Consider the following 22,350-nt stretch of genomic DNA (forward strand, 5'->3'; position numbering starts at 1 on the left):
CAGCTTGAATTAAGCTGCCAGACGTTTGCGACCTTTGGCGCGACGTGCATTGAGCACAGCGCGGCCACCGCGGGTTGCCATACGGGCGCGGAAGCCGTGAGTGCGCTTACGACGCACGACGGAAGGTTGGTAAGTACGTTTCATTTTGGTCTCGCTTAATCAGCAAATATAAATCGGATCATCACACTCAATGCGCTGCATTTTTCCAATTCGTCGTCTGGTCTGGACCTGGCTGCCACGAAATCGGGGCAGCTGTATGGTGCAGTCAATGCGCAAATTGGCAATTCAACGAGCAGCGAACCTTGGATTAGAACGCATTTTCCGCTTGTTTGTCAATTACTTAGCGGCTTTTTGATTGAAAGGTTTTCGTCTTTTCTGGCGCACTAAATGCCCGCGCCTGTGGATAACTTTCGTCAGCAAGGGTAGAATAGCGACTTATGTGTGGCACGCCCGGCCAGCAAAACCTGGCATCAAAGAGATCAATCAAGGGCGTAACGAACCTCATCCCGCACCCCTTCACTTAGAACGATTCATGGAAAATTTCTGGCAGAGTTGCTCCGCCCAGCTGGAGCAGGAGTTGACGCCTCAACAATTTAGCGCGTGGATAAAACCGCTTGTGCCACTCGATTTCGAAGATGGCCGGCTGCGCATTGCCGCGCCAAATCGCTTCAAGCTCGATTGGGTCAAAACGCAGTTTGCCGGCCGCATCACGTCGCTCGCGCACCAGTATTGGGAAGAGGCGATCGAGGTGTTGTTCGTGCTCGACCCGCGCAAGGGCGGACCTGTCGCGTCCAGCTCCAGCATGCCGGTTGCGCGCAACGAAGAGCGCGCCGGCGACAATCCGCCAACCAGTAACGGCGCCGGCAATGGCAACTATGGCAACAGCAATCTCGACCGCATGCCGGAAGCGCAGACCGAAGCGCCGCCGGCAAATGCCCGGCGCGATCAGTCGCGCATCAATACCGCGTTGAGTTTCGACAGTTTCGTCACCGGCAAGGCCAACCAATTGGCGCGCGCAGCGGCGATCCAGGTCGCCAATAATCCCGGCGTTTCTTATAACCCGCTGTTCCTGTACGGCGGTGTCGGTCTCGGTAAAACCCACTTGATCCACGCCATCGGCAATCAGCTGCTGGCCGACAATCCGAACTCCAAGATTCGCTACATCCACGCAGAACAGTACGTTCGCGACGTAGTGACTGCTTACCAGCGCAAGGGTTTTGACGATTTCAAGCGCTACTATCATTCGCTGGATTTGTTGCTGATCGACGATATCCAGTTCTTTGGCGGCAAGAGCCGCACCCAGGAAGAATTCTTTTACGCATTCGAAGCGCTGATTGCGGCAAAGAAACAAATCATCATCACCAGCGATACCTATCCGAAAGAAATCACCGGCATGGATGACCGCCTGATTTCGCGTTTCGATTCCGGCCTGACGGTAGCGATCGAACCGCCGGAACTGGAAATGCGGGTGGCGATTTTGCTGAAAAAAGCGGCCTCGGAAGGCGTCACGTTCTCAGACGACGTCGCATTCTTCGTCGCCAAACACCTGCGCTCCAACGTCCGCGAGCTCGAAGGCGCATTGCGCAAGATCCTCGCCTACTCGCGTTTTCATGGCAAAGACATCACGATTGATGTTGTCAAGGATGCACTGAAAGATCTGTTGTCGGTCCAGAACCGCCAGATTTCGGTCGAAAACATCCAGAAGACCGTGGCCGATTTCTTCAATATCAAAGTGGCCGATATGTATTCGAAGAAGCGGCCGGCCAATATCGCCCGGCCGCGCCAGATCGCGATGTACCTGGCCAAGGAATTGACGCAAAAGAGTTTGCCGGAAATCGGCGAGTTGTTCGGCGGCCGCGACCATACGACGGTGTTGCACGCAGTCCGCAAGATCGCCGCCGATCGCGCCAAGAACCCGGAATGCAATCACGAGTTGCATGTGCTGGAACAAACCCTGAAAGGTTAAATCCCGGTGAGTACACACTGCCTGCGAGCCTGTGGATAACCGGCAATTCAGGCAACGGGAAAAAAACAATCAGGGTGTGGTTTTTTTGCCAGTTTGCTTAACCGGGAGCAAACCGGCAAATAGCAAGAACACCTAAAACAGCGGCAGATTTACTGCCTTTGTGAGTCGTAAGTAGCCGAATTCAGTTACATTTACAGACTGGTTCAAAGTAGTCGAAATGCAGCAATATTTGATTTTTAAATAACAAGGATATAGCTATGCAATTGGTCAAAACCCACCGAGATACCCTTCTCCGGCCACTGCAGATTGTGAGCGGTATTGTCGAGCGTCGGCACACATTGCCGATTCTGGCCAATATCCTCATTCGCAAAGACGGCGAAAAGGTTTCTTTCCTGTCGACCGACATCGAAGTGCAAATCACCACCAATGCCAAGGTCGGCAGCGGCGATGAAGTTGCCGCCACCACGGTCGCAGCGCGCAAGCTGCTGGATATTTTGCGTGCATTGCCCGACACCGGCGAAGTCTCGCTGACCCTCAGCAACAAACGCATGACCGTGCAATCCGGTAAATCGCGTTTTGCGCTGCAAACACTGGCTGCGGAAGAATTCCCGACCGTGGCCCAGGCCGACCATTACAACGCCACCGTCACCCTGCCGCAAAAGACGCTGAAGCATTTGTTCAACATGGTCCATTTCTCGATGGCGCAGCAGGACATCCGCTATTACCTGAACGGCTTGCTGCTGGTGCTCGACGGTAAAAACGTGATCGCGGTCGCAACAGACGGTCACCGCCTGGCATTTTGCCAAGTCGCTGCCGAGCAGGAATTCGAACGCCAGGAAGTCATCATTCCGCGCAAGACGATCATCGAACTGCAACGTCTGCTGGAAGAAAGCGACGAGCCGGTGCAACTCGACATCGCCAACAACCAGGTCAAGCTGTCGTTCGCCGATATCGAACTGATCTCCAAGCTGGTCGAAGGCAAGTTCCCCGACTACACCCGCGTGGTGCCGAAGGGTTACAAAAACGATTTCACCATCAGCCGCGACCAATTGCTGCGCTCTCTGCAACGCGCCGCGATCATGACCAGCGACAAGTTCAAGGGCGTGCGTTGGGTAGTCGCACCAGGCAGCCTGAAGATCAGCTCGACTAACGCCGACCAGGAAGAAGCGATCGAAGAACTCGAAATCGACTACGGCGGCGACAGCGTCGATATCGGTTTCAACGTCACCTATTTGCTCGACGTCCTCAACAACCTGAAGGGCGACAACGTCAACATCGCTCTCGGCGATGCCAATTCGTCGGCGCTGATTACCGTGCCGGACAATGCCGACTTCAAATACGTTGTGATGCCGATGCGAATCTAATCTAGCTAATTGCGGGACAGAGTTTAAGAGCCACCGCAGCGTGGCGAATTACTCTCTCCCCAACTGATCAAGTCATACGGTCGATCCACCTCCTGCGGTGTTAACGCGTATCCAGTGTTCCCGAATAGTTTTCGTATTCCCGAAGTAAGTTTTTCAGAAGGTAGCCATGTCATCAGCCCCTCAAGACAACACCAATCAGCCGCAACCGAATGCTTACGGAGCGTCCTCGATCCAGATTCTCGAAGGTTTGGAGGCGGTCCGCAAGCGCCCCGGGATGTACATCGGCGACACCTCTGACGGCACCGGCTTGCATCACCTGGTATTCGAAGTGCTGGACAACTCGATCGACGAATCGCTGGCCGGTCATTGCACCGAAATCCATGTCACGATCCATTCCGACAATTCGATCTCGATCACCGACAACGGCCGCGGCGTACCGACCGGCATCAAGTTCGACGACAAGCACGAGCCAAAACGCAGCGCCGCCGAAATCGTCATGACCGAGCTGCATGCCGGCGGCAAGTTCGACCAGAACTCGTACAAGGTATCGGGCGGCTTGCACGGCGTCGGCGTGTCTTGCGTCAACGGCCTGTCCAAATTGCTCAAGCTGACCATCCGCCGCGACGGCAAAGTCCACTTCATGGAATTCGTGCGCGGCGTTCCGCAAAACCGCGAAACCGAAATGATGGACGGCGTGCTGGTATCGCCGATCAAGGTCATCGGCGACACCGACAAGCGCGGCACCGAAGTCCACTTCTGGGCCGACGAAGAAATCTTCACCCACGTCGAATTCCACTACGAAATCCTGGCCAAGCGCATCCGCGAACTGTCCTTCCTCAACAACGGCGTGCACATCAAGCTGTCCGACCAGCGCACCGGCAAGGAAGAAAGCTTCGCGTTCGAAGGCGGCACCCGCGGCTTCGTCGAATACATCAACAAAGCCAAGAGCGTGCTGCACCCGACGATTTTCCAGGCCACCGGCGAAAAGGACGGCGTCTCGGTCGACGTCTCGATGCAATGGAACGACGCCTACAACGAGCAAGTGCTGTGCTTCACCAACAACATCCCGCAACGTGACGGCGGCACCCACCTGACCGGCCTGCGCGCAGCGATGACGCGGGTCCTCAACAAGTACATCGAAGAACACGATTTCGCCAAGAAAGCCAAGGTAGAAACCAGCGGCGACGACATGCGCGAAGGCCTGACCTGCGTCTTGTCGGTCAAGGTGCCCGAGCCGAAATTCAGCTCGCAAACCAAGGACAAGCTGGTCTCCAGCGAAGTCCGTTTGCCGGTCGAAGAAATCGTCGCCAAAACGCTCAACGATTATCTGCAAGAACGGCCGAACGACGCCAAAATCATCTGCGGCAAAATCGTCGAAGCCGCCCGCGCCCGCGACGCCGCCCGCAAGGCGCGCGAACTGACTCGTCGCAAAGGCGTGATGGACGGCCTCGGCCTGTCCTCCAAACTGGCCGACTGCCAGGAAAAAGACCCGGCGCTGTGCGAGCTGTACATCGTCGAGGGTGACTCCGCGGGCGGCTCCGCCAAGCAGGGCCGCGACCGCAAATTCCAGGCGATCCTGCCGTTGCGCGGTAAAGTGCTCAACGTCGAAAAAGCCCGTTTCGAAAAAATGCTGTCGTCGGAACAGATCACCACCCTGATCGCGACGCTAGGCACCAGCATCGGCGCCGATGAATTCAACGCCGACAAACTGCGCTATCACCGCATCATCATCATGACCGATGCGGACGTCGACGGCGCCCACATCCGCACCCTGCTGCTGACCCTGTTCTATCGTCAAATGCCGCAACTGGTCGAGCGCGGCCACATCTACATCGCCCAACCGCCGCTGTACAAAGTCAAGCACGGCAAGGACGAGCGCTACCTGAAAGACGACGCCGAAGAAGTCTCCTACATGATGCAAGTCGCGTTGAACGACGCCGCGCTGGTGCCGACCGAAGGCGCGCTGCCGATCAGCGGCCCGGCCCTGGCCGAATTGGTCCGTCAGTACAACACCGCCAACGCCATCATCACCCGCCTGACCCGCGCCATCGACGGCGCCGCGCTGACCTCGATCATGACCGGCGTCACGCTCAAGCTCGACACCCTGGCCGACGCCGAAGCATCGGCCAAAGCACTGGCCGCATCAATCAACGAGCAGTCGGTAGAAGTCATCGTCAAATCCGACGAGCTATCCGACAAGCACTCGCTGCGCATCCAGCGCCGCTACCACGGCAACATCAAAGTCAGCGCGATCGACGCCGACTTCGTCGCCAGCCCCGACTACCAGGTCCTGACCAACGCCGCCGCCACCTTCAAAGGCCTGATCGGCCCCGGCGCGCTGATACGCCGCGGCACAGGCGAAAAGGTCAAGGAATCCGCCATCATCGACTTCCACCAAGCGATGTCCTGGCTGCGCGACGAAGCCGAACGCGGCGTCAGCAAGCAGCGCTATAAAGGACTGGGAGAAATGAACCCCGAACAGCTATGGGAAACCACGATGGACCCAACCGTGCGCCGCTTGTTGAAGGTGCAGATCGAAGACGCGATTGCTGCGGATCAGATCTTCATGACTTTGATGGGCGACGACGTTGAACCGCGGCGGGCATTTATTGAGTTGAATGCGCTGCAGGCTGGGAATATTGATGTTTGATTTTTGTGTTGTGAGTCGCAGATAGTGAAAAATTGCGACAGAAATGCAACGTTCTACAAAACCTACGAAATTTCTCAATAGTCGCGAAAAAGGGTTCCTATTGGAACCCTTTTTTCTCATCTGGTCTTAAGTATGTTGATTGCCTAAGACGATGACAATCACCTTCGATAGACTAGAAGACGACGGTAGATCAACTCATTTAGTCGCAACCGTCAATTCGTCGGCAATCCCAGCTTGTCGAAGAACGCCCGGTTGCGCTCTCGCGCAGAGTTGAGGAGGCGGTCGAACGAGATAACCTCGATGTAAGCCTTGAAGTTCTCGTTGTAACCGAAGTAGCCCTGTCGGTCGCTTGTTACTCGTAACCCCAGCATCTTACAGCGTCGTTCAACGGACGGCGTAAGATCGCAAATTGCATAACAAAACCCAGGTATCTCGTCTGATCTAGGAATAGGACGACCGTTTGCAGTCATGGCACCGCCAGTGCGAATGCGATCGAGATAGCCCAACGCTTGCTCGACTGGATCCTTTTCCTCGCCCGGCGCAGCATCGTTGCGCATAGGGCGCTTGATCTCGACAATCACAATCGAGGCCAACGGCAACCGATTACCATCGGACACAAGTATGGGTTCATCGAATACGTTCAACAGGCAGAGATCGGGCTCCTTCGTCTCCGTCGAGCCTGTGATAGGCATGGACAACAACGGCTTATCGGATGCAAGGAAATCATGGAACGCTAACCGCTCGTCGATGAGCCAAAGATTGCAACTGTCCAGCCTGATCTCGTTTGACGTCTTCCTCATCGGCATGATGAGTTCGTGAATCAGTTCTTCCTTCGAATACTTCCCGTTCGCCCCTCGTTCTATGGCCTTCTCGAGAATGTCGAGAATGACTTTCCTGTGAAAGACATAATTTGCAAGATCTGACTTTTTAATGTCATCCGCTTTCTCAAGGTACGCGGTCAGCCTGGCAAAATAATCGGTGACCGACTCCTCATTGCTGAAACTCATCATTGCATGGCCCTCCGCCAGCAATGTCCCTTCTATCTCAGAGAGCTGCTTATGCAGCAGCAAGTCCAAATCTTTGTCTGAAATGTCCGGGTCGACGGTAAGCTTATCCTCGGCAATGCGACCGAGGATTGGCCGATAACGTGGAGCGCGGAGCGAAACAAATTTTTCGACGCGCTCTCTCCCCGCTTTCCGACTCTCTTGTAGGTATTCGCTGAGAAACTCCTTCGACGAATCGAGGACCGCGTTGCGAATGTCTGCGAGACTGATCTCCGTGTTAGAGAACAAATCGTCGCTGATCTCCTCAATGTCGAATCCAATTCGCTCGGGGCGAACATGGTGATCAAGAAAGGAAGCCGTCACATAGCAAGCGTAAATAAAGTCACCGGCACTGTCTTTCACTCGCCCGTGCAACCCAGGGATCTTTCCGGCAATGCTCTCCTCTTCCACAACACGGCCGGCAGCGCACCAAGCTATAAAAGGCTGCCTCGGTGACGTGGCTTTAAGCTTGAGATGAGTAAGATCAAAGCCCTGACCCTTAATGGTGATGGTTTGACGCTTCGAAGACGAGAACATGCACTCCTCATACACTTCGTCGAGGTCAATCGAGTCGAGTTCGTCCCTTATCTTTATCTTCGGAGCACCGCCGTCTCGGACGAAATACCAAAGGCAGTGCTCAAAAAGAGCATTGGCGATCGTCCGCCCGTTCTTTGCAGAGCGCTCGCGGTAAATCTGCTTGAAGCCGTCAAGATGCACAGACGTTTTACGTGCCTGCCCTGGCTTCAAATTTGTAAGTGCCAGGTTATCGACACCTTGCGTTGCGGTGAATGTGAAGGTGCGGCGCCTGAGGATGCCGTTAGCATCACAGAAATCACTGGTGATCTCGACCTTTTCGAACGCCTTTAGCCACAAAAGGCGTCCAACACCACGGCAACCGTCGCTGGCCTTGTAGTCTGAATCGAGCGTTTCGAATGACTCTAAATTCTTCGCATCGAAACCAATTCCGTTGTCGATCACGCGGAAGCCGGTTATTTGTTCCATCGGTGTCACGCCACGCTTCGCCTTGCCATTGTCCAGGTCCAACGAGGCCTGTGGTAACCGCACAATCTCGACGGTGATTTCGCCGAAGGAGGCTCTCTCGCCGAGCGCTGCTATCCCCTGGATCGAATTGACGACAGCCTCGAACAACGGCAACAGTCCGTGACTACGCGGCAGAGACGTGTTGCGCAACCTACCACTTAGATAGGTGTTCATGCTCATGTTTTTATCCCTTTCCGAGTGATAGGAGGTCAATATTCGCGTATGACGCTTGATTCTAACAAGACCCCCGCGTAGACATGGGCGGGAGTTCTCTAGCCGGGGAATGTCACCCTGTTAGCCGGACATTCAAACTGAGCACGGATGTGGAAGCTACAGCGGCCATTTTGGCCGATAGAATACATTGGTAGAGGAAAAAATATTCACACCCTGTGAAAACGAACAAGAGGCCTACGGGCCTCTTGTTCTTTGGGCTTACCGCGGCACGGAGTAATCAACAGGCACAAAAGCATAACCCTTGCCGTTGGACTTCACGTGGCCCAAAGCCGGGAACGGCAGATGCGCAGCGCCGATCAGATAGCCACCCTTCGCGGCCGCGGCAAACGCTTCTTTTCGCTCGGATTCGGCGGCCTTGCCATCGCTGTCGAACGCGATGCCGACCGATGGATCGTCGAACTGTACTGCAGCCACGTGCACCAGGTCACCCAGCAGTACCAGCTTCTCGCCTTTGCTCTCGATCATGTAAGTAATGTGTCCTGGCGTATGTCCTGCGGTGGCATAGGATTTGATGCCGGGAGTCAGCTCGCCGTCCTGCGTGATCGGCTGGAACTTATTGGCGATTACATATGGTTCTACCGAACTCATCGCGCCTTGGAAGAAGCCTTTCATGTCAGCCGGCGCTTTGTCCATATTCGCTTGGCTGAGCCAGTAGTCCGCATCGGCCTTGCCGGCACGTACAACAGCGTTGGGAAACGCCAGTTCTTTGCCGGCGATCAGTCCGCCCACGTGATCCACATGCATGTGCGTGATGTAGACCTCATCGATCTGTTCCGGCTGGTAGCCGGCCGCTTTCAGGTTGCTGGCTAGCTTGCCGAGAGTCGGGCCGAACAAGCCCGCAGCGCCTGTGTCGATCAAAACCAATTTGCTGCCGGTGTTGATCAAGAAGCCGTTGAATGAGGTCTCCAGCGGACTTTTTTCAAACGACTTGAGCAGTGCTTTGTTGGTCTTCGCGGCCGGCTGCTTAAGCAGTTTGTCGACCGGCAGTTCGTTGGTGCCATCGCTCAGCACGGTCACCTCAAAATCACCCAGCATGGTGCGGTAGAAGCCAGGCGCCTGAAACTTGGCCATAGGCGCAGCAGCATGCGCCGGAGACAGCGCGAAGGCAGTCGCCACTGCAACAACGACGGTGGCAGCTTGGGGGGATTTGAACAGCGTATCGAACTTCATAATTTTCCTTATTTTTGTTGAGTTACATGGGTGCTACGATGGCCCAAGTTTTTTCCAGCATTGGTACTACAGGGCATCTCGAAAAACCGTAGCGAGCGACCCAAGGTCGGGGCGAGAAGCGCAGCCGTACGGAGGTACGGTGAGCATCGTAGCCCCGAGATTGAGTCGCGCAGTAGGTTTGTCGAGGTGCCCTACATTCAGCGTGCTCGCGATGGGGAACAACCAAAACGTTCCCGGAAGCGCAAAGCAAAACGAGAGCTCGCGCGATATCCGGATGCTTCGGCAATCTGTGGGATGCTCCAGGCCGTGGTCTGCAACAGCGTCATGGCGTGATGCATGCGGATATCCAGCAGTAAGGAATCAAAGCGCAAGTTCTCTGTTGCCAGCCGCCGCCGCAGCGTCGCCTCACTCATCGCCAGTTCACGTGCCGCCGTCGCCGTTGTCCAGCGACGCTGCGGGGACGGGCCGAGCAGGCCTTTCAACCTGTCTCCGATTTGCTGGGTTGACGGGCGGGGGAAGCAGCAGCCGCGGTCAGCCAAAGCGAGCAGGAGCCCAATCAGGCGATGTCTCTGTTCGCGGTCGCTGACCTGCTCGGCGGCCATGCCGCGCACGCAATAAGCCAGGGTATCGGCAAGGTCTGCATCAACGCCAAGCTTGCGAAGACTGGCGATTGGTGAAGAGATCGACATTTCGTTCTCGTGTCGCTTATAGAACTCCAGGATCACGTCCGGCGCGAAGGTCAGGAACATGGAGCGAAATGTCCCATCGCCGCTGCCTGGATTTTTTTGGATATCGGCGCGCACGTCCTGTGCCACTGCAAGCAGCGTAAGCGGCTCATCCAACTCCATGTGAACCTGGTCGGCGTCGAGCGTCAGTTTTCCAGAATTGACCAGCAATATCGCAGCGTCGAAAAATCGAAAACTTCGCGCGGCGTGCGGTCTGCGCAGGAGAGGCTGCGCGAGCATCCCGACACCGCCTCGCACGATGGGTGTGCCTGGCGGTAGCATGGCCGGGCCGTCCGCTTTGCCATGAGGAGTAAGGTCGTCGCTGATCATCGGCGGCTATTTCGCGCGAGGGATTTTTTGGCAAAACTTTGATTGGTCGGCTTCATGGATAAATGCTCGATGGTGCGTCTGGGAAGGTAGGAATTTATGCCGAAATTATATTTCACCTCACCTTTTCCAAAAGTGCAGATCCGATCAATAAGCAGTACCGAAGCGATCAATTTGATCGGTATTTATTCTGACACCGGGGGATTTGAATGATCTGTCGGAGTTGTTTGTAGATACTGTTATTTCGGTCAAACGTTTTGCAGCGCGTAGGCCGGAAAAGCGCAGCGTCTTCCGACGGCGAGAATCGCACCAGCCGGTCAAGCCCTGGGCATTTTTCGGCGGGGCACCAGATGTCGGAAGGCGCTGCGCTTTTCCGACCTACTTCTTGGTGCCTGTGCGGGTTACGCGTTGCAACCTACGATCCTGATGCGTGGCAGTTCAAGAAATGAACAGCGCAGAAATAGTGTTTGAACTTCAATAAAATCTGCGCTATCGTCCTTACGTCGTGAGAAAGAGCGATCTGGTGTCAGAGCCAGTGATGTAGATGGACCGGGCAGGCAGCCGCTCCCGAGCGGTTTTTTTTCGCCTGCCCCTATCAATGTGCGCCTTCTATGGCGGGCCTTGGTAGGGAGGGCTACGGCCCTGCCGGATAATGGTCCTTACATCCCGGTCTCTGACCCCTGCTTTGTGCCCGCCCCCTTCGTCAGCCGACGAAGGGCGGAAAATCTACCGCAAAAGGAGACCGCATGAGCTACGCAAACAAGCCGGACCAAACAGGCAAATCCGCTTCATCCACGCAAGACTGTTCCACCCCCATCACCACATCCACCAGCAACAATCTGCCAGACCGGCATTTGACCGTCGGCGTCTGCCCGGAGGGTAAGCTCAGAACCCCTTGGATTCGGCTGCGCGGCAAGTGGTTGTTGGAAGCAGGCTTCACGCCCCAGACCCCGATCCGGGTGCAGGTGCGGCGCGGCTGCTTATTCATCACCAGAGAGTAGGGCGGATGAGCGTAGCGTTATCCGCCGTTGGATGTGCCGCATGTGTTTGACGCATCCAACACGGCGGAAGGCGCTGCGCTTTTCCGCCCTACTATCCGAACTCACGGTAAGACGTAAGCCGTCTTCACCACAGTAAAAAACTCGACCGCATAACTCCCCTGCTCCCGCGATCCATAACTGGAGGATTTACGCCCGCCGAACGGGACGTGATAATCGACGCCCGCAGTCGGCAGATTCACCATCGTCATGCCGGTCTGGATGTGGCGTTTGAAATGGCTCGCATGCTTGAGCGACGTGGTGCAGATGCCCGACGACAGACCGAATTCGGTATCGTTGGCAAGCGTCAAAGCATGTTCGTAATTGTCGGCCGGGATCGCACAGGCGATCGGCCCGAAAATCTCTTCGCGGGCAATCCGCATGTCGTTGTCGGCATCGGCAAACAATGCCGGCGTCAGGTAAAACCCGTCGTGTTCGCGCTTGACTCTTTCGCCGCCGCACATCAGCCGCGCACCTTCATTTCTGCCGATCTCCAGATAGCTGCGGTCTTGATCCAATTGGGATTGGTCCACCACCGGACCGATTTCGGTGCCGGGTTTGAGCGCGTCGTCGACTTTGAGCACGGCGAGCCGGTCGGCCAGCAGCTTGATGAAACGGGGGTAGATATCTTTCTCGACAATCAGGCGCGACGACGCCGTGCAGCGTTGACCGGTGGCGTAATAACTGCCCTGGACGGCGCACTCGACGGCGACGGCGAGGTCGGCGTCGTTCAACACCACCAACGGGTTCTTGCCGCCCATCTCCAGCTGCAATTTGGCAAATCTCGGTCCGGCCGACGCCATGACGCGACGTCCCGTTGCGACCGATCCGGTGAAGCTGATGGCGTCAACCTGCGGCGAATCCAGGATAGTCTGGCCTACCTCGCTGCCGCGTCCCATCACCAGGTTGAACACCCCGGCGGGAATCCCGGCGCGGCTGATGATCTCGGCCAGCGCCCAGGCCGAAGCGGGCACCAGATCGGCCGGCTTGAACACCACGCAATTGCCGTAGGCCAGCGCTGGCGCGATCTTCCACGCCGGCACCGCGATCGGAAAATTCCACGGCGTGATGATGCCGACCACGCCGACCGGCTCGCGGCTGATCTCGACCTCGATGCCGGGACGTACCGAGGCCAGGCGCTCGCCGCGCAGGCGCACGACTTCGGCCGCGAAGAATTTGAAGATGTATGCGGCGCGCGCTACCTCGCCTATGCCTTCGGGCAGGGTCTTGCCTTCCTCGCGCGACAGCAGGCTGCCGAGTTCGTCCTTGCGCGCCATTAACTCGCTGCCGATCCGGTCCAGCGCATCGGCACGCGCCTGCACGCTGCCGGTGGCCCACGCCGGGAAGGCGGCGCGGGCGGCGGCAATCGCCAGCGCCGTCTGGGCCGCATCGGCTTGCGCGTAGTGACCGACGATATCGGCGGTGTTGGATGGATTGATGTCCGGCTTGCTGCTGCCGCCGTCTTGCCACTGTCCATTGATGTAGTTCTGCTTCATGTTCAAATCACTCCTTGTTGAGCAAGTTGTTCAATCCGTTCGACATCCAATCCGAGCACGCCGCCGAGCACTTCACGCGTGTGCTGACCGAGCAAGGGCGGGCCGTTGCGATACTCGACCGGCGTTGCCGACAGGCGGATCGGGCTGGCCACCAGCGCGACGTTGCCGGCGGTCGGATGCGGCAGCTCGATTTTCATGCCGCGCGCCTGTACCTGAGGATCGTCGAATACCTGCGCCAGGTCGTTGATCGGCCCGCACGGCACGCTCGCCGGTTCCAGCGCGGAAATCCAATGTTGCGTGCTGCGCATCACGGTCGCTTGCCGGATCAACGGCAGCAGTATGTCGCGATGCTGTACGCGTCCGGCATTGGTGGTGAAGCGCGCATCGAGCGCCCATTCCGGATGGCCTGCGATGTCGCAGAAGCGGCTGAACTGGCCGTCGTTGCCGATGGCCAGAATCATGTCGCCGTCGGCGGTCGGGAAATCCTGATAGGGCACGATGTTCGGATGGGCATTGCCGAGCCGCTTGGGGGCGGCGCCGGTGGTCAGGAAGTTCATGTTCTGGTTCGCCAGGCAGGCCACCTGCACGTCCAGCAAGGCCAGGTCGACGGCCTGGCCGACGCCGGTCTGGTCGCGATGCGCCAGCGCCGCCAGGATCGAGGTGGTCGCATAGAGTCCGGTCAGCACATCGGTCAGCGCCACGCCGACTTTCATCGGCCCTGCGCCCTGCTCGCCATCCTTGCGGCCGGTCAGACTCATCAAGCCGCCCAGCCCCTGGATCAGAAAGTCGTAACCGGCGCGTGCCGCGTATGGACCGTCCTGGCCGAAGCCGGTGATCGAGCAATAGATCAGCCGGGGATTCAGCGCTTTCAGCGACGCATAATCCAGCCCATATTGTTGCAGTCCGCCGACCTTGAAATTTTCGATCACGATGTCGCACTGCATCGCCAGTTCGCGCACCAGGGCCTGTCCTTCGGGTTGCGTAAAGTCGATCGTGACCGATTTTTTGTTGCGGTTGGCGCACAGGTAGTAGGCCGCCTCCGACGTGTTCTCGCCGTGCGCATCCTTCAGGTACGGCGGCCCCCAGGCGCGGGTGTCGTCGCCGACGCCGGGGCGCTCGACCTTGATCACCTCGGCGCCGAGATCGCCGAGTATCTGCCCGGCCCAGGGGCCGGCGAGGATGCGCGACAGATCCAGCACGCGGATGTGGGACAGTGCTCCTGCCATGGTCGACTCCTGGAAGATTGGGTTGATCAGCAGAAGGCCTGGATGCCGGTCTGCGCTCGCCCCAGAATCAGCGCGTGAACATCGTGCGTGCCTTCGTAGGTATTGACCACTTCCAGATTGACCATGTGGCGGATCACGCCGTACTCGTCGGAGATGCCGTTGCCGCCCAACATGTCGCGCGCCAGTCTGGCGATGTCCAGCGATTTGCCGCAGGAATTGCGCTTCATCATCGACGTGATTTCGACCGCCGCCGTGCCTTCGTCCTTCATCCGGCCGAGCCGCAGGCAGCCTTGCAGGCCGAGCGTGATTTCGGTCTGCATGTCGGCCAGCTTTTTCTGGATCAACTGATTGGCGGCTAGCGGCCGGCCGAACTGGTGGCGATCCAGTACGTATTGGCGGGCGATATGCCAGCAGGACTCGGCGGCGCCCAAGGCGCCCCAGGCGATGCCGTAGCGGGCCGAGTTGAGGCAGGTGAACGGACCTTTCAAACCGCGCACTTCGGGGAACGCGTTTTCATCGGGGCAGAACACGTTGTCCATGACGATTTCGCCGGTGATCGACGCGCGCAAGCCGACCTTGCCGTGGATCGCCGGCGCCGACAGGCCGGGCATGCCTTTGTCCAATATGAAGCCGCGAATCTGGCCTTCGTCGTCTTTGGCCCAGACCACGAACACGTCGGCGATCGGGCTGTTGGTGATCCAGATCTTGCTGCCGGAAAGGCTGAAGCCGCCCGGCACTTTTTTGGCGCGGGTGACCATCGCGCCGGGGTCCGAGCCGTGATCCGGTTCGGTCAGGCCGAAGCAACCTATCCATGCGCCGGATGCCAGTTGCGGCAGGTATTTCTGGCGTTGCGCTTCGCTGCCGAATTCATAAATCGGCACCATCACCAGCGACGATTGCACGCTCATCATCGAGCGATAGCCGGAATCGACGCGCTCGACTTCGCGCGCGATCAAGCCGTAGCTGACGTAGTTGAGCCCGGCGCCGCCGTATTGTTCAGGTATCGTCGCGCCCAGCAGCCCGAGTTCGCCCATCTCGCGGAAGATCGCCGGGTCGGTGCGTTCATGGCGGAAAGCTTCCAGCACCCGCGGCTGCAATTTATCCTGGCAGTACGCGGCGGCGGCCGAGCGCACCATGCGTTCGTCCTCGGTCAACTGGTCGCTCAGCAATAGAGGATCGTCCCATACAAATTGCGGCTTTTTGTTCATCGTTCGGTATCTCCAAAATAAGAGGAAGGTTAGTTTTTGGCCGTCAGCGCTTGCTCGCGGATAGCCGCCAGAGTCAGCGTTGGCGTAATCACTTCCGGCGACAGGCGGATTTCAATCACGGCGGGCAGTCCGCTATCCTGCGCCTGTTCGAAGGCCGGCGCAAAGTCGGCGGTTTTTTCCACCACCGCGCCGAAAGCGCCAAAGGCGCGAGCGTAGGCGGCAAAGTCGGGATTGGTCAAGCTAGTGCCAACCACGCGTCCCGGATATTCGCGCTCCTGGTGCATGCGGATGGTGCCGTAGATACCGTTGTTGACCACGATGAAGATGACCGGCAATCGATACTGCATGGCGGTCGCCAGCTCCTGGCTGCTCATCATGAAACAGCCGTCGCCGGCAAAGGCAATCACGGTGCGCTCGGGGTACAGGGATTTGGCGGCGATCGCAGCGGGGACGCCGTACCCCATCGCGCCGCTGGTCGGCGCCAGTTGCGACTTGAAATGACGGAACCGGTAAAAGCGATGCACCCAGGTCGCGTAATTGCCGGCGCCGTTGCAAACGATTGCGTCGACGGGGAGCTTGTCGCGCAGGTATTGCATGATGTCCCCCATTTGCACCGGTCCGGAAACTTGCGGCGGGGTATTCCATGCCAAATAATTTTCGTGCGCCAGCCCTGCCTCGCGACTCCAGGCGGGGGGCGTGCCGGGCGACAGTTTGACTGCCGCCGCGGCAAATTCCGGCATGCCGGAATTGATCGGCAATTGCGCCGCATACACGCTGCCCAATTCCTCCGCGCCGGCATGCACATGCACCAGGCGCTGGCGCGGCAGCGGGATGTCGAACAGGGTATAGCCGCTGGTCGTCATTTCGCCCAGCCGCGGCCCGATTGCCAGCACCACGTCGGCGTCCTTGATGCGTTGCGCAAGCTTGGGGTTGATGCCGATGCCGACATCGCCGGCATATAAGGGATGGCTGTTGTCGAACAAGTCCTGGAAGCGGAAGGCGCAGGCGACCGGCAGCTGCCAGTTCTCCGCAAACCGGCGGATGTCGGCGCAAGCCTGTGCAGTCCAGCCGCTGCCGCCGAGGATCGCGATCGGACGCTCTGCACCAGCCAGCAGCTCCGACAATTGTTGCATCGCCGCCGGCGCCGGAGCCGCAGCCACGCGCTGGTAAGTCGGCGCCGACGGCGCGCTGGCGATCTCGGTCAGCATGTCTTCCGGCAGCGCCAGGACTACCGGGCCGGGGCGTCCGCTGACGGCGGTATGAAAGGCGCGGCTGAGATATTCGGGAATCCGTCCGGCATCGTCGATTTGCGCGACCCACTTCGCCATCTGGCCGAACATGCGGCGGTAATCGATTTCCTGGAATGCCTCGCGATCCATGCAGTCGCGCGCCACTTGCCCGATCAGCATGATCAGCGGGGTCGAATCCTGGTACGCGGTATGGATGCCAATCGCCGCATTGCTGGCGCCGGGGCCGCGCGTCACCATGACGATGCCTGGCTTGCCGGTCAGTTTGCCGTACGCTTCGGCCATATTGGCGGCGCCGCTTTCGTGGCGGCAGACGCGCAAGGCGATTTGATCGCGCACATCGTACAAGGCGTCCAGCACGTCCAGATAACTTTCGCCGGGCACGCAGAACACGTGATTTACACCGTGCGTGAGCAGGCTTGCTACCAGGATTTGTCCACCGCTACCGGTGATGACGGCATCAGAATGCATCTTTACCTCCTTTCAAAATGGAGAAACGAGAGAACCGGGTGATTCTAGTTATTTCAGCGCCGCGCGAAGTCGTACCGGCGCAAATATCAGCCGGGCTGAATGGACACGCCCAATTGAATGCGGACGGCAATAGCCGGTAGTGAAGCTTGTATTACTCAGCCGCGGAAATAGCGATTCGGCGTAAACGGCGTCTTGGCGACTTCAATCGGCACTGCCTTGCCGCGCACGATTGCTTGCAGCACATTGCCGACTTGCGCATGCGCGCTGTCGACATAGCCCATCGCCACCGGTTTGCCGAGTGTCGGACCGAAACCGCCGCTGGTGACTTTGCCGACCGTCTTGCCGTCGGCATCCACCAGCTCGGCGCCTTCGCGCACCGGCATGCGGTCCTGCGGCAACAGGCCAACCCGTTTGCGGCTGACGCCTTCGGCCAGCTGGCGCTGGATCAGCTCGGCGCCCGGGTAGCCGCCGGCACGGATGCCGCCGGCGCGGCGTGCCTTGGACAAGGCCCAGCCGAGACTGGCCTCGACCGGCGTGGTGGCGCTGTCCATGTCGTGGCCGTACAGGCACAGACCGGCTTCCAGCCGCAGCGAATCGCGTGCGCCGAGACCGATAGGCGCCACCTCCGGCTGCGCCAGCAGCAGCCGCGCCAGCTCTTCGGCCTGGGCATTCGGCACCGAAATTTCAAACCCGTCTTCGCCGGTATAGCCGGAGCGGCTGATGAAGCATTCGACCCCCGCCAGCGTCACTTTGGCGGTCTGCATGAACACCATCTGCGCCGTGGCCGGGGCGATGCGCGCCAGCACGGCAGCGGCGGCCGGACCCTGCAAGGCCAGCAGCGAGCGCTCGGTCAATTCTTCGATCTTGCAGCGAGCGGACAAGTGCTGCCGCAGGTGCGCGCTGTCTTGCTGCTTGCAGGCGGCGTTGACGACCAGGAACAGGTGATCGCCGGCATTGGCGATCATCAGGTCGTCGAGGATGCCGCCTTGCGGATTGGTGAACAGCGCGTAGCGCTGGCTGTTGATTGCCAGGTCGACGACGTCGACCGGCACCAGCGATTCCAGCGCAGCGGCGGCATCCGCGCCGCTCAGGCGCAACTGGCCCATGTGCGAGACATCGAACAGGCCGGCCTGGGCGCGGGTGTGGTTATGCTCCTTCAGGATGCCGGTCGGATATTGCAGCGGCATATCGTAGCCGGCGAACGGCACCATCTTGGCGCCGAGTTCCAGGTGCAATTGGTACAGCGCGGTGCGTGCCGGTGCTGCGGCGGCAGTGGTATCAGTCATGGCGAGATGTCCTTTTCATGGCGACCTCTAAAAACCTACTGCAGGGTTTGGCAAGCCCGCCAATCTCGGGCTGCGATGCTCGCCGTACAGTCGTACGACTTCGCTTCTCGCCCCGACCTTGGGCCGCTCGCTACGGTTTTTAGAGGTCCCCTTCATCATTCGTAGTCCGACATCGGCGGGCAAGAGCAAACCAGATTGCGGTCGCCATAGACATTGTCGACCCGGCCCACCGGCGGCCAGTATTTATCCTGGCGCAGCGCATGCAGCGGAAACACCGCCTGCTCCCGCGAATAGGCGCGCTGCCAGTCGTCGGTCAAATCCTGCGCGGTGTGCGGCGCGTGCCGCAGCGCGGTTTGCTCCGCCGCGATCTCGCCATTCTCGACCGCCCTGATTTCTTCGCGGATCGCGATCATGGCGTCGCAGAAGCGGTCCAGCTCATCTTTCGATTCGCTCTCGGTCGGCTCGATCATCAGGGTGCCGGCCACCGGGAACGACATGGTCGGCGCATGAAAACCGTAATCGATCAGGCGCTTGGCGACGTCTTCAACCGTGATGCCGGTCTTGTCCTTCAGCGGCCGCAAGTCGATGATGCCCTCGTGCGCGACCAGGCCGTTGCTGCCGGTATACAGGATCGGGTAATGCGGCTTGAGCCGGTGCACGATGTAGTTGGCGTTGAGGATCGCCACCTCGCTCGCCAGCCGCAATCCCTGCGCGCCCATCAGCGTGATATAGGCCCAGGTAATCGGCAGGATGCTGGCGCTGCCCCACGGCGCGGCGGCGACCGGGGCGATGCCGTTTTCCAGCATGCGGTGTCCGGGCAGGAACGGTATCAGATGGCTTTTAACGCCGATCGGGCCGACGCCGGGACCGCCGCCGCCGTGCGGGATGCAAAAGGTCTTGTGCAGGTTCAGGTGCGACACGTCGCCGCCGAATTTTCCCGGCTCGCACAGGCCTACCATCGCGTTCATGTTGGCGCCGTCGATGTACACCTGACCGCCGTGCGCATGCACGATCTCGCAGATCTCGCCGATCGCTTCTTCGAACACGCCGTGGGTCGAGGGATATGTGATCATCAGCGCCGCCAGGTCGGCCGCATGCTGATCCGCCTTGGCGCGCAGGTCGGCGACATCGACATTGCCTTGGGCGTCGCATTGCACCACCACCACCTGCATCCCGGCCATGTGGGCGGTGGCCGGGTTGGTGCCGTGGGCGGAACTCGGGATCAGGCAGATATCGCGCTGGCCTTGGCCGCGGCTCTGGTGATAGGCGCGGATCGCCAGCAGGCCGGCGTACTCGCCTTGCGAGCCGGCATTGGGCTGCAGCGACACGGCGTCGTAGCCGGTGCAGACGCACAGCATTTGCTCAAGCTCGGCAATCAGCTGCTGATAGCCCTCTGCCTGATGCAGCGGCGCGAACGGATGGAGGCCGCCGAATTCCGGCCAAGTGACCGGAATCATCTCGGTGGTGGCGTTCAGCTTCATGGTGCAGGAGCCGAGCGGAATCATGCTGCGGTCGAGCGCCAGATCCTTGTCCGCCAATGCGCGCAAATAGCGCAGCATCTGGGTTTCCGAATGATGGCTGTTGAACACGCGATGCGTCAGGAAAGTGCTGCTGCGCATCAGTGCTCCCGGCAACCGTTCGGCAACCGCCGCTTCCAGCACCGCGAACGAAGGAATGGTTTTGCCGACGGCGAAGATGCGCCACAGCGCTTCGACATCTTCGCGCGTGGTGGTTTCGTCGAGCGCAATGCCGATGTTGCCGTCGTCGATCGAGCGCAGGTTGACCGACTGGTTTCGCGCCGCCGCGTGGATGTCCTGGGTATGGCCGCCGGTATGCACGGTGATGGTGTCGAAGAAGGCGGAGGTCGGCACCGCATGATGCAGCCAACGTATACCCTCGGCCAGGATCGCGGTCAGCCGGTGCACTCGTTGCGCAATCGCCTTCAGCCCGTGCGGGCCGTGATAGACCGCATACATGCTGGCGATATTGGCCAGCAGCACCTGCGCGGTGCAGACATTGCTGGTGGCTTTTTCGCGCCGGATATGCTGTTCGCGGGTCTGCATCGCCAACCGGTAGGCCGGTTCGCCGCGGCTGTCGACCGACACCCCGACCAGCCGTCCCGGCATCACCCGCTTGTCGGCATCGCGGGTAGCGAAAAAGGCTGCGTGCGGACCGCCGTAACCGATAGGCACGCCGAAGCGCTGGGCGCTGCCGACGACCACATCGGCGCCGAATTCGCCGGGCGGCGTCAACAGCGTCAGCGCCAGCAAGTCGGCGGCGACCACCACCAGCGCCTGCTTGTCGTGCGCTTGGCGCACGGTGTCGGCGTAGTCGTGGATCTCGCCGCTCAGCGCCGGGTATTGCAGCAGCACGCCGAAGCAGTCGAGGCGCTCAAGATCCCGGCGATGGTCGCCGACCACCACCTCGACCCCGATCGGCTCGGCGCGGGTGCGCAGCACGTCGATGGTTTGCGGGAAACAGTCTTGCGAGACAAAAAATACCTTGCTCTTGCTTTTCGACAGCCGCTGGCAAAAGGTCATCGCCTCGGCTGCCGCCGTCGCTTCATCGAGCAGCGAGGCGTTGGCGATTTCCATGCCGGTCAGATCGGTCACCATGGTCTGGAAATTCAACAAGGCCTCCAGCCGCCCTTGCGCGATCTCCGCCTGATACGGGGTATAGGCGGTGTACCAGGCCGGGTTTTCCAGCAGGTTGCGCAAGATCACGGTCGGCGTATGGCAGTTGTAATAGCCCATGCCGATATACGACTTGAACAGCTGGTTTCGGTTGGCGATCTGGCGCAGCGCCGCCAGTGTTTCCGCTTCGCTGCGGGGGCCGCCGAGCGGCAGCGCTTGTCTCGACAGGATTGCCGGCGGCACGACTTTTTGGATCAAGGCATCAATCGAGTCGAAGCCGAGCGCCGCCAGCATGGCCTTTTGTTGGGAGCGATTGGGGCCGATGTGGCGATCGATGAAATCGGCGTGTTGCATCAGATCTTCAAGAGCAGGCCGTGATTGTGTCATGGTTGCATCCCTCATCAGTGAAACTTGATTGCCGCGCAGGCTTGTGCCGGGTTTACTTTAATCCTGACCCTTGATCATCGCGGCATAAGCCGCCTCATCCATCAACCTGTCCAGCTCGGCGGGATCGTTCACTTTCAGCTTGAAGAACCAACCGGCGCCCATCGGATCCTCATTGATCTTGCCGGGTTCGTCGGCCAATGATTCATTGATCTCGGTCACCACGCCGGCGACCGGCATCATGATTTCGCTGGCGGCCTTGACCGATTCGATCACCGCCGCTTCATCGCCCTTGGCCAATGCGGCGCCGACTTCAGGCAATTGCACAAACACCAGATCGCCGAGATGTCCTTGCGCGAAGTCGGTGATGCCGACTGTCACCACGCCGTCATCCTCGGTCCGCAGCCATTCGTGTTCCACCGTGTATCTCACCTGACTCATGCTCATCCCCTTTATCAAAGATCATGACCACTCAAATTGTCTATCCGGATTCTACGACCGAAACGCACCGGGTTTACAGAACCAATCATCTTAACTGTCATTTTGATGGAAGCTCTTGATTCGCCGCGTCAAGATTTTTATTGAAGTAAAAAAAGGTGCGCGATCTTTGCAAGAATCGACGCCTCAAGCCACTTCGGCCGCCAGGCAACTTGCCCTGTAGACACAAAGCCAATCTCGCCGTAAGCTACGATCCCTTTTGGCAACATGTGACCTTCCTGTCTATATAGATGTACCACGCATCGCTAGTGTCCTGTCCCGTAAATAGTTTGATGAAATGAAATGTTCCATTTGGCTGTCAGGCAAGGCGTGAGGAGGCGTCATAGCAAGCTATGGCAACGACG

The 22,350-nt window shown here is 59.0% G+C and carries 15 protein-coding genes; 4 read left to right on the forward strand and 11 right to left on the reverse strand.

The genetic code is table 11. The features are described from left to right. Positions 1 to 9 precede the first annotated feature (9 nt). Positions 10 to 144 (reverse strand): 50S ribosomal protein L34, encoded by a 135-nt coding sequence (rpmH, locus tag ACFPM8_RS04780; RefSeq protein WP_061535510.1) that lies wholly within the window; start codon positions 142 to 144, stop codon positions 10 to 12. Positions 145 to 532: 388 nt separating this feature from the next. Here rpmH and dnaA point away from each other — a divergent pair, with 388 nt between their 5' ends. From dnaA to gyrB, 3 genes are all read left to right on the forward strand, one after another. Then, positions 533 to 1,966 carry a chromosomal replication initiator protein DnaA gene (gene dnaA / locus ACFPM8_RS04785; RefSeq protein WP_378995495.1) on the forward strand — a complete coding sequence of 478 codons (1,434 nt, stop codon included), beginning with the start codon at positions 533 to 535 and terminating at the stop codon, positions 1,964 to 1,966. A gap of 257 nt (positions 1,967 to 2,223) precedes the next feature. After that, a complete protein-coding gene (gene dnaN / locus ACFPM8_RS04790) occupies positions 2,224 to 3,330 on the forward strand; it encodes a DNA polymerase III subunit beta (protein WP_378995497.1) in 1,107 nt (368 codons plus the stop codon). Between the two features lie 166 nt (positions 3,331 to 3,496). After that, entirely contained in the window at positions 3,497 to 5,980 is a 2,484-nt protein-coding gene (gene gyrB / locus ACFPM8_RS04795) for a DNA topoisomerase (ATP-hydrolyzing) subunit B (protein ID WP_378995499.1), read from the forward strand. A gap of 212 nt (positions 5,981 to 6,192) precedes the next feature. On the opposite strand, the gene ACFPM8_RS04800 is transcribed toward gyrB, so the two are convergent. From ACFPM8_RS04800 to ACFPM8_RS04810, 3 genes are all read right to left on the reverse strand, one after another. Continuing rightward, positions 6,193 to 8,244: an ATP-binding protein gene (locus tag ACFPM8_RS04800; protein WP_378995501.1), complete on the reverse strand. Its 2,052-nt coding sequence runs from the start codon at positions 8,242 to 8,244 to the stop codon at positions 6,193 to 6,195. 252 nt (positions 8,245 to 8,496) lie between these two features. Beyond that, positions 8,497 to 9,468 (reverse strand): MBL fold metallo-hydrolase, encoded by a 972-nt coding sequence (locus ACFPM8_RS04805; protein WP_378995502.1) that lies wholly within the window; start codon positions 9,466 to 9,468, stop codon positions 8,497 to 8,499. 197 nt (positions 9,469 to 9,665) lie between these two features. Further along, a complete protein-coding gene (locus ACFPM8_RS04810; protein WP_378995504.1) occupies positions 9,666 to 10,523 on the reverse strand; it encodes a helix-turn-helix transcriptional regulator in 858 nt (285 codons plus the stop codon). A gap of 743 nt (positions 10,524 to 11,266) precedes the next feature. Here ACFPM8_RS04810 and ACFPM8_RS04815 point away from each other — a divergent pair. After that, positions 11,267 to 11,521 (forward strand): SymE family type I addiction module toxin, encoded by a 255-nt coding sequence (locus ACFPM8_RS04815; protein WP_378995506.1) that lies wholly within the window; start codon positions 11,267 to 11,269, stop codon positions 11,519 to 11,521. A 101-nt stretch (positions 11,522 to 11,622) separates the two neighbouring features. On the opposite strand, the gene ACFPM8_RS04820 is transcribed toward ACFPM8_RS04815, so the two are convergent. From ACFPM8_RS04820 to gcvH, 7 genes are all read right to left on the reverse strand, one after another. Beyond that, positions 11,623 to 13,053, reverse strand: coding sequence for an aldehyde dehydrogenase family protein (locus ACFPM8_RS04820; RefSeq protein WP_378995508.1), 1,431 nt, complete (start codon positions 13,051 to 13,053; stop codon positions 11,623 to 11,625). A 2-nt stretch (positions 13,054 to 13,055) separates the two neighbouring features. Next, on the reverse strand, positions 13,056 to 14,279 hold the full coding sequence (locus tag ACFPM8_RS04825; protein ID WP_378995510.1) for a CaiB/BaiF CoA transferase family protein: 1,224 nt from the start codon (positions 14,277 to 14,279) through the stop codon (positions 13,056 to 13,058). 26 nt (positions 14,280 to 14,305) lie between these two features. Next, positions 14,306 to 15,487, reverse strand: a complete 1,182-nt coding sequence (locus ACFPM8_RS04830) for an acyl-CoA dehydrogenase (protein WP_378995512.1) — start codon at positions 15,485 to 15,487, stop codon at positions 14,306 to 14,308. Between the two features lie 29 nt (positions 15,488 to 15,516). Continuing rightward, the gene (locus ACFPM8_RS04835) at positions 15,517 to 17,205 is read right to left on the reverse strand and encodes a thiamine pyrophosphate-binding protein (RefSeq protein ID WP_378995514.1); all 1,689 of its coding nucleotides are present in this window, start codon (positions 17,203 to 17,205) and stop codon (positions 15,517 to 15,519) included. A 155-nt stretch (positions 17,206 to 17,360) separates the two neighbouring features. Next, the gene (gene gcvT / locus ACFPM8_RS04840) at positions 17,361 to 18,491 is read right to left on the reverse strand and encodes a glycine cleavage system aminomethyltransferase GcvT (RefSeq protein WP_378995516.1); all 1,131 of its coding nucleotides are present in this window, start codon (positions 18,489 to 18,491) and stop codon (positions 17,361 to 17,363) included. Positions 18,492 to 18,646: 155 nt separating this feature from the next. Then, positions 18,647 to 21,526: an aminomethyl-transferring glycine dehydrogenase gene (gene gcvP / locus ACFPM8_RS04845; RefSeq protein WP_378995518.1), complete on the reverse strand. Its 2,880-nt coding sequence runs from the start codon at positions 21,524 to 21,526 to the stop codon at positions 18,647 to 18,649. A 42-nt stretch (positions 21,527 to 21,568) separates the two neighbouring features. Continuing rightward, the gene (gene gcvH, locus ACFPM8_RS04850) at positions 21,569 to 21,949 is read right to left on the reverse strand and encodes a glycine cleavage system protein GcvH (protein ID WP_378995520.1); all 381 of its coding nucleotides are present in this window, start codon (positions 21,947 to 21,949) and stop codon (positions 21,569 to 21,571) included. Between the last annotated feature and the right edge of the window lie 401 nt (positions 21,950 to 22,350).

This window comes from Paraherbaspirillum soli, from assembly GCF_042654985.1.
Taxonomy (GTDB): domain Bacteria; phylum Pseudomonadota; class Gammaproteobacteria; order Burkholderiales; family Burkholderiaceae_D; genus Paraherbaspirillum; species Paraherbaspirillum soli.

Coding starts and splice junctions, on each gene's coding strand:
- rpmH (WP_061535510.1), bottom strand. CDS start 144: ATGAAACGTACTTACCAACCTTCCGTCGTGCGTCGTAAGCGCACTCAC.
- dnaA (WP_378995495.1), top strand. CDS start 533: ATGGAAAATTTCTGGCAGAGTTGCTCCGCCCAGCTGGAGCAGGAGTTG.
- dnaN (WP_378995497.1), top strand. CDS start 2,224: ATGCAATTGGTCAAAACCCACCGAGATACCCTTCTCCGGCCACTGCAG.
- gyrB (WP_378995499.1), top strand. CDS start 3,497: ATGTCATCAGCCCCTCAAGACAACACCAATCAGCCGCAACCGAATGCT.
- ACFPM8_RS04800 (WP_378995501.1), bottom strand. CDS start 8,244: ATGAGCATGAACACCTATCTAAGTGGTAGGTTGCGCAACACGTCTCTG.
- ACFPM8_RS04805 (WP_378995502.1), bottom strand. CDS start 9,468: ATGAAGTTCGATACGCTGTTCAAATCCCCCCAAGCTGCCACCGTCGTT.
- ACFPM8_RS04810 (WP_378995504.1), bottom strand. CDS start 10,523: ATGATCAGCGACGACCTTACTCCTCATGGCAAAGCGGACGGCCCGGCC.
- ACFPM8_RS04815 (WP_378995506.1), top strand. CDS start 11,267: ATGAGCTACGCAAACAAGCCGGACCAAACAGGCAAATCCGCTTCATCC.
- ACFPM8_RS04820 (WP_378995508.1), bottom strand. CDS start 13,053: ATGAAGCAGAACTACATCAATGGACAGTGGCAAGACGGCGGCAGCAGC.
- ACFPM8_RS04825 (WP_378995510.1), bottom strand. CDS start 14,279: ATGGCAGGAGCACTGTCCCACATCCGCGTGCTGGATCTGTCGCGCATC.
- ACFPM8_RS04830 (WP_378995512.1), bottom strand. CDS start 15,487: ATGAACAAAAAGCCGCAATTTGTATGGGACGATCCTCTATTGCTGAGC.
- ACFPM8_RS04835 (WP_378995514.1), bottom strand. CDS start 17,205: ATGCATTCTGATGCCGTCATCACCGGTAGCGGTGGACAAATCCTGGTA.
- gcvT (WP_378995516.1), bottom strand. CDS start 18,491: ATGACTGATACCACTGCCGCCGCAGCACCGGCACGCACCGCGCTGTAC.
- gcvP (WP_378995518.1), bottom strand. CDS start 21,526: ATGAGGGATGCAACCATGACACAATCACGGCCTGCTCTTGAAGATCTG.
- gcvH (WP_378995520.1), bottom strand. CDS start 21,949: ATGAGTCAGGTGAGATACACGGTGGAACACGAATGGCTGCGGACCGAG.